This window comes from Halorubrum sp. 48-1-W (assembly GCF_003287355.1).
Classification (GTDB): Archaea; Halobacteriota; Halobacteria; order Halobacteriales; family Haloferacaceae; genus Halorubrum.
This window is the reverse complement of sequence record NZ_QMIM01000001.1, coordinates 195645-207210: the sequence shown is the minus strand read 5'-3', so window position 1 is coordinate 207210 and position 11566 is coordinate 195645. Positions and strand designations below refer to the sequence as shown.

Below are 11566 nucleotides of genomic sequence, written 5' to 3'. Positions count from 1 at the left end.
GGTCGATCCTCGAACATCCGCCGACCGACAGAAGGCTTATCGGAGAGTCGGTCCTCACACGAGATATGGACAGAGACGACCGCGACGATCCGTTCGGCGACTTCTTCGAGGAGATCGAACGGATGATGAACGAGATGGCCGGAAGCGGGCGCGGGACCGACGACGCCGGCTTCGGGTCGGAGACGCACGTCGACGCGTACGCGACCGAGGAGTCCGTTCGGGTCGTCGCCGACCTCCCCGCCGTCTCGAAGGAGGAGCTCTCCTTACAGTGTGATGGCGAGTCGCTCACCATCTCGGCGGCCTCCGATCGGCGCGAGTACGACGAAACCGTCGAGCTCCCGGCCCCGGTCGACGAGTACTCCGGCGACGCGACGTTCAACAACGGCGTGCTCGAGGTCGAGTTCGACCGCGACGACGACGCCGCCTCGATCGACGTCGTCTAGCGGGAGTTCGTACCGCCCGCCGACCGGATCTACCCGTTCTCCGCGACCCGCCGGATCAACCCCACCAGCCGGTCGTAGAAGTCCGGCTCGTACTTCGTCGCCGTGTCGACCGTCGGCCGGGCGTTCGTCTCGTTGAGGACGAACCCGTCGTCGGTTTCGAGCAGGTCGACGCCGAGGTAGTCGATCCCGAGCGCCGTCGCCGCCCGCTCGACCAGTTCGCGACCCTCCCGCCCGAGTTCGATCCCCCGTGCGTCCGCGCCGCGGTGAACGTTGTGCTTCCAGCGGCCGGCTGCGAGCGCGTCGACCGGGAGCTCGCGCCGGACCGCGCCGGCGTACGCGCCGTCGACGACCATCGCGCGGTAGTCGCGGGCGTCCGGGAGGAACTCCTGGATCAGGTACGACTTGTCGCCGGTCGCACGGTAGTCGTGAACGAGGTTCAGGTAGTCGACGACCCCCAAAAGCGAGTCGAGGTCGGTCGCCTTCGCGACGCCGACGCCGCGGGTGGCCGAGTTCGGTTTGACGACGACCGGGAACGCGAACTCCGCGACTGCCTCGACGACGACCGACTCCTCGACCGGGTTCGAGACCAGCGTCGTCCGGGGGACCGGGAGGCCGGCGTCCCCGAGCACGGCGAGCACCCCCGCCTTGTTCCGGGAGGTCACGACCGCGTCCCGGCCGTTCACCCACGGAACCGACAGCCGACGGTCGAGGACCGCCCCCTCCATGAGACGCGACGGGTAGACGAACCCGACGTCGAATCCCTCCGCACCCACCTCCGTGTCGTCGTCCGCCCCGTCGAGCCGGAACGCCCGCTCCTTCGCGCGGACGTGGTCGACGTCGATCCCGCGCTCGGCGAGCGGTTCACGGACGCGCTCGTACGTCTCCGCAGCGGTCGTCATCGCGAGTCGAACGTGGTCGCTCACGGCTCCGGTTACCGGCAGTCGTCGGCGACGACAGCGCTCACTGGAGGTGACCCTCCTCGCGGAGCTGTTCGGCCTCGTTCTTCTCGTAGCGCCAGGAGATGTCGGCCTTCTCGTCCTGCCAGTCCCACGGCTCGACGAGGACGATGTCGTCCTCGCGGATCCAGACGCGTTTTTGCATTCGCCCCGGGATCCGGGCCGTCCGTTCCTTCCCGTCCGCACAGCGTACCTTCACGCGGTTGGCACCGAGCATCTCGACGACCTCCGCGAACACCTCGTCGTCGTCGGGCATCCGGAGGTCGCGCCGGCCCTGGCCGTCTCCGTCGGTCATGCGTGTCCGGTGATACGTGGCCCACCCGATAAAAGCCCCACTCTCCGCGGCGACGCTTTCGAACCGACCGAGTTAACGGGCGGCGAACGGAGATACGGACATGCGAGACACGCTCGGACTGGAGGGGATCGCGGGTGTCGTCGTCGTGTTCCTGGCGGTCACGGTCGTGACGCTTCGTGACCCCGTGATCGGCGGCGGGTTGATGCTCCTCGTCGCCGGCCTCGCGCTGATCGCGAAGGGCGTCGCGGAGTCGACGATGCGGACGTTCGGCCTGAAGTGACGACGTCGGAGGCGTGAGGTGGAACGTCCGCGATCGGGACGCCGGTGGATGCCCGACGCCGGGAGGAGTGGGTGATCGTGCGGCCGAAAGGGCTATACACGGTCGTCACCGCCGCTTCGGTATGGCACGGATCCCGGAGTTCGCGGTCGAACTGTTCGAACTGCTCGCGCTCGTCGCCGGGTCGGCCGTCGCGTCGATCATCGGCATCGAACTCGAACGCGTCGGCGTCGCCGGCCTCGCGGGCGGCGAGCTCGTGCTCGGGCTCTGGGCGCTCGCGATGGGGCTCGTCGCGCTGTACGTCGGCGTCGTCGCGCTCGGCTACGAGCAGGTGCTCCCCCGGGTCCGCGCGCTCGCCGGCGCTCGAGCGGAGTAGGGCGGCGCACGCGACGGGCCTTCCCGACCGGAACGGTCACAACTCACCGGCGGCGGCCAGTTCGCGGACGCGGGCCGCACGCTCCCGGATCGTCTCCCACTCCTCGTCGTCCTTGCCGTCGACGTGCGAGTACATCAGCCCCATGCGTCCGGTGGCGCGCAGTTCGTCTTCGTGTTCTTTCAGGAAGTCCCAGTAGAGCGCGTTGAGCGGGCAGGCGCCGTCGCCGGTCGTTCGGGAGACGGCGTACGGACACGAGCCGCAGTGGTCGCTCATCCGGTTCACGTAGTTCCCCGAGGAGGCGTACGGCTTCGAGGAGAGGACGTCGGTGCCGAACGAGCCCATGGCGACGACGTTCGGCGTCGTCACCCAGTGGTACGCGTCGACGAACCCGAGGTGGAACCACTCGTTGAGCGCGTCGGGGTCGACGCCGTAGATCAGCGCGAAGTTCGAGAGCACCATCAGCCGCTCGATGTGGTGGGCGTAGCCGTACTCGCGGACGTGACCGACCGCCTCCGAGAGACACCGCATGTCGGTTTCGCCGTCCCAGTAGAGCGGGGGCAGCGACCGTTCCTGACCGAGTCGGTTCGCGTCCGCGAGCTCCGGCATCGCCTCGCGATAGACGTGACGGACGAACTCCCGCCAACCGAGCACCTGTCGGACGAACCCCTCCGCGGCGTTGAGCGGCACCGGCGAAAGCTCCTCGTCGTCGGTCGGTTCTTCGTCCATCCTCTTATCGTCGGTCGCAAACGCGTCCAGGGTCGCCGATCCCGTCGGGTCGGCGTCCGGCTCGAACGTACCGGGATCGACGCCACGGTCGGCGTAGGCCGCCTCGACCGCCCGGACGGGTTCGCGGGGATCGAGGAGCCCGAGGTTGATCGCGGGCGAGAGCAACGAGTGGGCGAGGAACGGCTCCTCGTCGACCATGGCGTCCTGATACCGCCCGAACGCCGGCAGCCGGTGGGAGACGAAGTCCTCGAGCGCCGCGAACGCCTCCGTCCGGGTCACCGGCCACGCGAACGTCTCGAGCGAGTCGTTACCCCACGTGTCGAACCGGTCGCGAACCCACGCGTGGGTTTCGCGGGTGAGCGCGTCCGGCTCGAACCGCACCCGGTCGGGCGGACTCCAGTCGTCCGGCGGCGTCTCGCGGTTCAGGTCGTCGTAGTTCCACTCGCCGCCGAGGGGCTCGTCGCCGTCCATCAGGACCCCCGTCTCCCGGCGGACGTGGCGGTACCAGTCCTCCTGGCGGTAGGTTCGGCTGCCGGGATCCCCCTCGTCCGGTTCGCCCGCCCAGTCGCGCCACGCAGCGGGGGTCGTCCAGAACAGCTCGTTCTCGCGGAGTTCCAGCGAGCCGCCCCGGTCCTCGACGATCGCACGGAGCCGCTCGCCGGCTCCGTGACTCGCGGGTCTCATGAGTTGGATGCTCGCGTCCGGCCGGCCGTCGAGGAACTCTCCGACCCCGTCGCCGAAGGATCCGGCCGTGAGATACGTCACGTCGTGTCCCCGGTCCCGGAGCTCGTCGCGGAAGTGCCGCATCGCCGAAAAGACCAGCGTGAGCTTGTGCGCGTGGTAGCGTCGACGCGCCGCGAAGTCGGTCGCTTCGATCAGGAGGACCTCTTCGGCCGTCTCGAGCGCGTCGAGGTCGGGGTTGAGCTGGTCGCCGAGCAACCACAGGGTCGTGTCGCTCACGACCGATCGCACGGGAGCGAGCGACAAAGGTTCGCGGGGAGGCGACGACAGTCCGAGGGAGGCAACGACGACGGTTCGAGGGCGACGAACGGCCGTCTCCCGGGAGCCGACCACCCGCCTTTTTATCCGGTGTCGACGAGGGACGGGTATGGACGAGATCCTCACGAACTGGCTTCTCGGACTCATCGCCGCCCTTCTGGCCGTCCTCGTGCTCGATTCGACCGGCCAGCCCTTCCTCGACCCGCTCGCGCCCGTCGCGAACGTGCTCGCGCTCGTGACGTTTCTCGCGTTCGTCATTCTCACCGGCGCGTTCCTCGTGTACACCGCGTCGTTCCGGAACGACTAGCACGGCGGACGCGCCGGGACGGGCATCCACGAACGCCGACGGCGACTCCCCACGAACGCCGACGGCGACCCCTCACGAAGACTTTTGCTCGCGGCCGCCCACGGCCGTCCCATGGAGTACACGACGCTCGGGAACACGGGCATGACCGTCTCGAAGATCTGTCTCGGCTGTATGAGCTTCGGCGACCCGAACTGGCGCGATTGGGTGCTCGGCGAGGAGGAGGGCAAGGCGCTCGTCGAGCGCGCGCTCGAACTCGGGATCAACTTCTTCGACACCGCCAACATGTACTCGAACGGCGAGTCGGAGCGGGTCCTCGGGGAGGCGCTGGAGGGCCACCGCGAGGAGGCCGTCGTCGCCACGAAGGGCTACTTCCAGATGGACGAGTCGAACCCCAACTCCGGCGGCCTCTCCCGGAAGGCGATAGAGCAGGAACTGGAGCACAGCCTCGACCGACTCGGGATGGAGACCGTCGACCTCTATCAGATCCACCGGCTCGACCCGGAGACGCCGATCGAGGGGACGCTCGCCGCCCTCGACGACGCGGTCCGCCGCGGGAAGACCCGCTACGTCGGGGCCTCCTCGATGTGGGCCCACGAGTTCGCCGAGGCGCTGTACGCGAGCGACCGGCTCGGGTTCGACCGGTTCGCCACGATGCAGAACCACTACAACCTCGTCTACCGCGAGGAGGAACGCGAGATGCTCCCGCTGTGTGAGAAGGAGGGGATCGGCGTGATACCTTGGAGCCCGCTCGCCCGCGGCTACCTCACCCGACCCGACGAGGAGATCGACGCGACGCTTCGTGGCCGGACGGAGGAACACATGTACGAACACCCCTACCGCGAGGGCGGCGGCCCCGCGGTCAACGAACGCGTCGAGGAGCTCGCCGACGAGAAGGGCGTGAAGATGGCACAGATCGCGCTCGCCTGGCAGTTCCACAAGGACCCGGTCGACGCGCCGATCGTCGGCACCTCCAGCATCGAACACCTCGAGGACGCGGTGGAGGCGCTCGACGTCGACCTCTCCGACTCCGATCTCGAGTGGCTCGAGGGGCCCTACGAGCCGGTCCCGGTCTCCGGACACGACTGAGGGGTCGGTCACGGTCGAGCGATATCGGTCGCGACCGAGCGGGGCCGGTCGCACCCGCCCTTCACATCCACGTCGAACCCGGCGTATTCGGTGTTTTAGGGAATATATACTGAAGCTATATATTGTGTGAGTGAATATCTGTCACATATGAGCGACGACGGCGACGAGTCCCGAGTTCGGTCGAGCACCGAGTACGCGCGCACCCGGGTCCGGTGTCCGAACTGCGGTGACCACGTGCCGGCGATCGGGCGGGACGCCGGGACGACCGAGTGCCCGAACTGCCGGATGCCCGTCCGGGCGTGAGCCGAGCCCGGGCCTCGCTTATATCCACCCGGTCGAGCCCGGAGCAACAACCCTTTTCGGACGGGCCACCGAATCCGGGCGTATGACCGACGACGAGACGACGGAGCCGGACGACTCGACGGGAACCGAGGAAGCCGAGAACGGATCCGAGGAAACCGAGAACGGATCCGAGGAAACCGAGAACGGATCCGACGACGAGGAGAAGTCCTTCCGGGAGCGGGTCGAGGAGATCCGCGAGCGACGCGAGCAGGAGCGCGAGGAGGGCGACCGACCCGACCCCGAAGAGATGATGGGCGGTGCGGGCGGCCCGCCGGGCATGGGCGGCGGTGGTGGCGGCAATCCCTTCGCGCAGATGATGTCCGGCATGATGGGCGGCGGCCCCGGCGGCGCGGGCGGCCCGCCGGGCATGGGCGGCGGCCCCGGCGGTCACGGCGAGGAGAGCGGCGAGTCCGTCGGCAACGAGGAGCTCGTTCGAGAGGTCCGCCAGCTCCGCGACGAGGTCCGCGACGCGACCCGCCAGCTCCAGCGTATCGCGCAGGCGCTCGAGGACGACTGAGGCGCCCGCAACCGTTTCCGTACACGCCGTATTTTCACGGGTCGGCAAGGCGAATGCCACGGGCGTGACCCCGAGGCCGTCGACACCGACCAGCCACGTCCACGTCGCAGGCGAGAACCGGTCGACAGGAGTGGGCTCTGGAATACCCGGGCGAGCTGACGACGGCCGAGGCTCCCCCGGCGCTCGGTCGCTGTCGCTCTCGGAACCGAACACGAAGAGAAAACCGCACCGAAGGACTGCTAGCGGTCCGACCGCGAGGCCGCTAACACTCCGACCAGCCGCACGACTCGCACGTCTTACAGCCCTCCGAGAAGTACAGGTTCATCCCGCCGCACTCGGGGCACTCGGGGGACTCGCCGGCCGCGATGAGGTCCTGTGTGACGTCGCTGTCGTCTCCGCCAGGACCGGCGTCGACCGGTGATTCGGCCGACGGTCCGGCATCGACCGGCGGTTCGGTCGAACTACCGGCGTCGACCGCGCCGCCGTCGGTCTGGCTCGGAGGGGCATCCGTCGTCGCGTCGTTGTTCGACGTGCCGCCCTCGACGTCGTCGAGGCTCTGCTGTTGGGGGATCCCCTTGTCGATCTCGTCGTCGAGGTAGCGGCGGAGCGCGGTGCCGATCGCGTCCGGAATGGACTGGATCTGCTCGCCCTTGTCCCAGGCGACCTTCGGGCTCCGGGTGCCCTGTAGCTCGTCGACGATCTCCTCGGGGTCGACGCCCGAACGCAGCGCGGTCGAGATGACCTTCGCGAGCGCCTCCGTGAAGGAGTTGGTGTAGCCGCCGGAGTGGCCGATGTTCGCGAACAGCTCGAACGGCCGGCCGTCCTCGTCCTCGTTGATGGTGACGTACAGCTTGCCGTAGCCGGTCTCGACGCGCTGGGTCACGCCCGACAGCGAGTCCGGGCGGGGCCGGGTCTCCGTGTAGTCGACCTGCGGACGGTCCGCGGACTCGAGGAGCGCCGATATCTCCGTGTCGACGGCCGTCTGGACGTCCTCGTTGTCGAGGAACGCCTCCAGGCCGCCGAACACCTCGCGGATCTGCTCGACGATCGTCTCCGCGGCCTCCGCCTCGTCCGCGAACTCCGTGTTCTTCGCGCGCGTCGTGAGCACCTGCTTCGAGCGGGTGCCGTCGCGGTAGACGGTGACGCCCTTCCCGCCGTGGTCGTAGATGTAGCGGTACACCTCCTCCATGTCGGCGGCGGTGGCGTCGTTCGGGAAGTTACACGTCTTCGAGATGGCCGAATCGACGCCCTCCTGACACGCACACTGGACCGCGGCGTGTTCGATGCCCGAGAGGTCGCCGGTGACGACGAACAGCTCGCCGATCGCGTCCGGGACGGTCTCCAGCCCCTCGACGCCGTCGAACTCGTTTTCGGCCATCTGTTCTTGGGCCTCGCGTTTGACGGCGTCGACGTCGACGTCGTTCGCCTCCAGCGTCCGCAGGAAGTAGTCGTCGAACTCGACGAGCATCTCGTCGCCCTGGACGTCGTCGGAGACGTTCTTGTAGAACGCGACGTTGTAGATGGGCTCACAGCCGCCGGTGGTGTTGCCGATCATCGACGTGGTGCCCGTCGGCGCGATGGTCGTCGTGTTGTGGTTGCGGATCGGATACCCGTCCGCCCACTCGTCGGCGTCGAGGCCGGTGTGGTGTTCGAACCACTCGCGGTGCTCGGTCGGGGTCGCGTACTTCGAGTCGGCCCAGTCGTTGAAGACGCCACGCTCCTCGGCGAGCTCGTGGGAGGTCGACTTCGACTCGTGGTTGATGTGGGTCATCAGCTGTCGGGCGATCTCGTTGCCCTCCTCGGAGCCGTACCGGACGCCGAGCTGGATGTACAGCTGGGCGAGCCCCATGATTCCGAGCCCGATCTTCCGCATGTCGCGGACCTTCTGTTCGATCTTCTCGACCGGGAAGTCCGACATCGTGACGACGTTCTCCAAAAAGCGGGTGCCGTACGCGATCCGCTCGTCGAACTCCGCGAAGTCGATCGCCTCCTCGAGGAAGGCGTCGACCGCCGCCTCGTGGGAGTCGTACTCGTCGGCGTGTTCCGCGCTCCAGACCCGCCAGTCCGGCGCGTCGAGCGAGGCCAGCGTCGAGAGGTTGATGTGTCCGAGGTTACACGCCTCGTACTCCTCGAGCGGCTGCTCGCCGCAGGGATTTGTTGCGAGTATTCTATGGCTTGGATTTTCCTCTACGTCGAACGAATGTTCCTTGTTCACGCGCTCGAGATAGATGACGCCCGGTTCGCCGTTCTCGTGGGCGCCCTCGATCATGTCGTCCCAGAGCTCCTGTGCCGGGATCGAGAGGACCTCGCCGACCTCGACGTACTCGCCGAGGCCGAACATGTCGTAGATCTCCTTCGTCTCCGGGGTGGCGACGTGGGGCTCCCCCGTGCGCGGGTTGGTGAAGGTGAACTCCTCGCCCGCGTACAGCGCCTCCATGAAGTCGTCGGTGACGCCGACGCTGATGTTGAAGTTCGAGAGGTGCCCCTCCACCGCGTTCCGGAGGTGTTCGGGGACGCGCCCCTCGTCGTCGATGAGTTCGCGGGCCTCCTCCAAGGCGTCCGCGAAGGAGTTGTGCGTGAAGTCGTCGGGGTCGTTCAGCCGCAGGGAGTGAGCCAGCGAGACGTCCTTGTTCTTCGAGTGGATGAACTGGATGACGTCGGGGTGCGAGACGCGCATGACGCCCATCTGGGCCCCCCGGCGCGCGCCGCCCTGTGCGATCGTCTCACACATCTGGTCGAAGGTGCGCATGAACGTGATCGGCCCGGAGGCGATCCCGCCGGTGGAGCCGACCGCGTCGCCGTAGGGGCGGAGTTGCCAGAAGGCGTACCCCATGCCGCCGCCGCTGTTGTGCGAGACGACGCCGTTGGCGACGTACTCGTGGTCCTTCGCGACCGTGACGTCGTAGACCGTCGCCGGGGGGGACTCCTCGACCGCGACGACCTCCTGGGTCCACTCGCTCCCGTCGACGTCGCCGCAGGTCGTTTCCTCGAGGTCCGCCCCGGCGATCGCGTCCACCATCGTCTCGCCGCGTTCGTCGATGAACCCGACGTGCTCCGCGTACCGCGTCAGCCCGGCCGCATCCGTCGGCGCGACGGTGTAGTAGTCGCGGTCGTCGTTCTCCCACTCCCACTTCGTGGCGGGGATCCCGACGCCCAGGAGCAACTGGTGAACGCCGTCGATGAGCTCCTCGGAGGCGCTGTAGAGCCGAGGATAGCGGTCCTTCGAGAGCGTCCCGTCGGCCGAGAAGAGTCCGCGAACGAACGCGTACACGCGGTCGCGGTCGGCTTCGCGGACCGCCTCGGGAACCGTGGCCTCCGCCGAGGAGGGCTTGGCGTCGCCGAAGTTGCGGAGCCAGAACCGCTTGATCTCGTGGCTGTGGATGACGGCTTCATAACAACCGTCGCTCCACGTCCAGTCCGCGCCGGTATCGAAGAGGTCACGCGAGAGCCGGTCGACGCGTTCGAGCGTCTCCTCGCGGGCGACGTGGAACCGGATCCCGTCCTCGTGGATCGAACCGTCGCCGATCCAGAGACCGAGCAGCTCCGCCAGATCGGTCGAGAGCGTCTCGGGTTGGGTGACGGACTTCGCTGCCCGCCCGTTTGCCGATAACGATTCGGCCGCCCGGGCGTTCCGAACGGTCGTCTGGTGGACGCCGAGCTCCGCGGCGATCTCCGCGTCGGTGTGTCCTCGCTCGTGAAGTTCGTGGAGCCGATCCGCCTCGAAGCTTCGACCCGCGGGTCGACCGCCGGGCCCGTTCGCCGGGAGGTCGAGCTCGTCGGCGCGACGGCGCTGGACGGTCGACGGGGAGGAGTCGAGCTGCTCGGCGATCGCGTAGTCACTGAGGCCCGCCGCGTGTAGCTCCGCGACGGCGTCGTTGGAGACGGTCCGGCCGGAAGCCCACCGGGGACCCGCCTCGACGGTCTCCAGTTCAACCGCGTCTTCGGTCGTTTCGGGGAGCCATCCGAGCCGGATCGAGACCGCGTTCCCGGCCTCGACCTCGTCGAGTCGCGCCCACTCGCCGTCAACGAGCAGCCGGTGGTTCGGCGTCCCGCGCACGGAGAGGCCGCCCTCGGTCCGCAACGTCATCGTCGGGGCGTCGTCGTAGGCGTGGGTCTCCTCGACCGTCCGGGATCGATGACCGTCGCCGTCGCGTTGGGTGATCGCGTCGCCGGGTTCGACGTCCGCGACCGAGACGAGGCCCTTCCCTTCGACGCGGACGGTCGCGTCCGCGGTCAGACACTGAAAGACCTCCGCGGCCTCCTTGGCGGTCTGATGGATGTCCGTGATGTCGTCGTCGGGGGAGTCGACGAAACACGCCGAGAGCTGTTGGAGCTCGTCGCCCGCGTTCATCAGGGTGGGCGAGTTCGGCATGAACGAGAGCGACTCCATTCCCTCCCGGAACGTCGCCGCGGTCTCCTCGACGTGGTCGCGGACCTCGGCCGGGAGCTCGGGGACGATCGTGTCGTACGCGAACTTGTTGACGTTGTGTGCCGAAAGCGCCGTCTCCGCCTCGTCGTCGACGGAGACGCCCGCACCGAAGACCTCCTCGGCGAGTTCGTCCCGGCGCGGGTGGTCGGGCTTGAGCTGGTCGGGCGTCACGGATATCTCGACGTCCCGCTTTTCCGCCTCGAAGACCGCCTCCGCGAGCGCGACGTTGCGCGCGACGCGGTCGAACAGTTCCTCCTGTTTCTCCGCCGGCTCCCCGTTCGCGTCCTTCCGGAGGTAGCGGGCGGGGAGGATGTTGTGGTAGGCGTTGGCCGTGAGCCGCTCCTCCATCGTCTCGCCCGTGGTTCGTTTGATCGGCAGTTCGAGTTCGTCCGCGGAGACACCGTCGCTGCTCATTCGACGGTCACCTCGATCGGTCGGCGTGGGATATGGATCATCTGTAGTGTTGGTGTACTGGCGAGGCGGGCCCTTGTACGTTCGGATGTGTGGACCCGATCGGCATCTATATGTGCGATTCGTTATGTAACCGTCCGTGCCGTTCGTCTGACCCCGAAATCGGGTACGTCGGAAAGCCACGGGGTCCGGACACATAAGGATAGCCAGACCGGAGTGAAACTGGTCAGGAGCCGAAGAAACCGGGGTACGTGGAGAGGTTCGCATTCGAACAGAAGGGGGGTCGATCGGTGGGAACGTCTCTCCCGAAACGGGACGAGGTCGCGTTCGTGGTCGCCCAGCCGACGACGAGGTGGAGACGTCCGTCACAATATTTATCACAAATCAAATATATCGACGGAT

At 67.7% G+C, this 11566-nt stretch carries 11 protein-coding genes; 7 read left to right on the top strand and 4 right to left on the bottom strand.

Annotation, left to right across the window (positions count from 1 at the left end):
* The first annotated feature begins 65 nt into the window (after positions 1-65).
* Positions 66-443 (top strand): Hsp20/alpha crystallin family protein, encoded by a 378-nt coding sequence (locus DQW50_RS01115; RefSeq protein WP_112077480.1) that lies wholly within the window; start codon positions 66-68, stop codon positions 441-443.
* Between the two features lie 29 nt (positions 444-472).
* On the opposite strand, the gene DQW50_RS01110 is transcribed toward DQW50_RS01115, so the two are convergent.
* Together DQW50_RS01110 and eif1A are read right to left on the bottom strand one after the other, a co-directional pair.
* Positions 473-1342, bottom strand: coding sequence for a RimK family alpha-L-glutamate ligase (locus tag DQW50_RS01110; protein WP_112077612.1), 870 nt, complete (start codon positions 1340-1342; stop codon positions 473-475).
* A 61-nt stretch (positions 1343-1403) separates the two neighbouring features.
* Positions 1404-1694, bottom strand: coding sequence for a translation initiation factor eIF-1A (gene eif1A / locus DQW50_RS01105; protein WP_094531098.1), 291 nt, complete (start codon positions 1692-1694; stop codon positions 1404-1406).
* A gap of 100 nt (positions 1695-1794) precedes the next feature.
* On the opposite strand from eif1A, the gene DQW50_RS01100 reads away from it, so the two are divergent.
* Together DQW50_RS01100 and DQW50_RS01095 are read left to right on the top strand one after the other, a co-directional pair.
* Positions 1795-1974 carry a hypothetical protein gene (locus DQW50_RS01100; protein ID WP_112077479.1) on the top strand — a complete coding sequence of 60 codons (180 nt, stop codon included), beginning with the start codon at positions 1795-1797 and terminating at the stop codon, positions 1972-1974.
* Between the two features lie 121 nt (positions 1975-2095).
* Positions 2096-2347, top strand: coding sequence for a hypothetical protein (locus DQW50_RS01095; RefSeq protein WP_112077478.1), 252 nt, complete (start codon positions 2096-2098; stop codon positions 2345-2347).
* 36 nt (positions 2348-2383) lie between these two features.
* Here the strand turns inward: DQW50_RS01095 and DQW50_RS01090 are convergent, their stop codons facing one another.
* Positions 2384-4033, bottom strand: a complete 1650-nt coding sequence (locus DQW50_RS01090; RefSeq protein WP_112077611.1) for a cryptochrome/photolyase family protein — start codon at positions 4031-4033, stop codon at positions 2384-2386.
* Positions 4034-4181: 148 nt separating this feature from the next.
* Between DQW50_RS01090 and DQW50_RS01085 the strand changes: the two genes are divergently transcribed.
* From DQW50_RS01085 to DQW50_RS01075, 4 genes are all read left to right on the top strand, one after another.
* Positions 4182-4379, top strand: coding sequence for a hypothetical protein (locus tag DQW50_RS01085; RefSeq protein WP_112077477.1), 198 nt, complete (start codon positions 4182-4184; stop codon positions 4377-4379).
* Positions 4380-4490: 111 nt separating this feature from the next.
* Positions 4491-5465: an aldo/keto reductase gene (locus DQW50_RS01080; protein WP_112077476.1), complete on the top strand. Its 975-nt coding sequence runs from the start codon at positions 4491-4493 to the stop codon at positions 5463-5465.
* 147 nt (positions 5466-5612) lie between these two features.
* Complete coding sequence (locus tag DQW50_RS18005; protein ID WP_198664559.1) at positions 5613-5768, top strand: hypothetical protein; 156 nt, start codon at positions 5613-5615, stop codon at positions 5766-5768.
* Positions 5769-5850: 82 nt separating this feature from the next.
* Positions 5851-6324, top strand: a complete 474-nt coding sequence (locus DQW50_RS01075; RefSeq protein ID WP_112077475.1) for a hypothetical protein — start codon at positions 5851-5853, stop codon at positions 6322-6324.
* 262 nt (positions 6325-6586) lie between these two features.
* On the opposite strand, the gene DQW50_RS01070 is transcribed toward DQW50_RS01075, so the two are convergent.
* Positions 6587-11167 carry an adenosylcobalamin-dependent ribonucleoside-diphosphate reductase gene (locus DQW50_RS01070; RefSeq protein WP_198664558.1) on the bottom strand — a complete coding sequence of 1527 codons (4581 nt, stop codon included), beginning with the start codon at positions 11165-11167 and terminating at the stop codon, positions 6587-6589.
* Positions 11168-11566: the final 399 nt, after the last annotated feature.

What these genes read in the sequence shown, in the direction of transcription:
- DQW50_RS01100 (WP_112077479.1), top strand. Translation starts at nt 1,795, where the DNA reads ATGCGAGACACGCTCGGACTGGAGGGGATCGCGGGTGTCGTCGTCGTG.
- DQW50_RS18005 (WP_198664559.1), top strand. Translation starts at nt 5,613, where the DNA reads ATGAGCGACGACGGCGACGAGTCCCGAGTTCGGTCGAGCACCGAGTAC.
- DQW50_RS01085 (WP_112077477.1), top strand. Translation starts at nt 4,182, where the DNA reads ATGGACGAGATCCTCACGAACTGGCTTCTCGGACTCATCGCCGCCCTT.
- DQW50_RS01070 (WP_198664558.1), bottom strand. Translation starts at nt 11,167, where the DNA reads ATGAGCAGCGACGGTGTCTCCGCGGACGAACTCGAACTGCCGATCAAA.
- DQW50_RS01075 (WP_112077475.1), top strand. Translation starts at nt 5,851, where the DNA reads ATGACCGACGACGAGACGACGGAGCCGGACGACTCGACGGGAACCGAG.
- DQW50_RS01110 (WP_112077612.1), bottom strand. Translation starts at nt 1,342, where the DNA reads ATGACGACCGCTGCGGAGACGTACGAGCGCGTCCGTGAACCGCTCGCC.
- DQW50_RS01095 (WP_112077478.1), top strand. Translation starts at nt 2,096, where the DNA reads ATGGCACGGATCCCGGAGTTCGCGGTCGAACTGTTCGAACTGCTCGCG.
- DQW50_RS01115 (WP_112077480.1), top strand. Translation starts at nt 66, where the DNA reads ATGGACAGAGACGACCGCGACGATCCGTTCGGCGACTTCTTCGAGGAG.
- DQW50_RS01080 (WP_112077476.1), top strand. Translation starts at nt 4,491, where the DNA reads ATGGAGTACACGACGCTCGGGAACACGGGCATGACCGTCTCGAAGATC.
- eif1A (WP_094531098.1), bottom strand. Translation starts at nt 1,694, where the DNA reads ATGACCGACGGAGACGGCCAGGGCCGGCGCGACCTCCGGATGCCCGAC.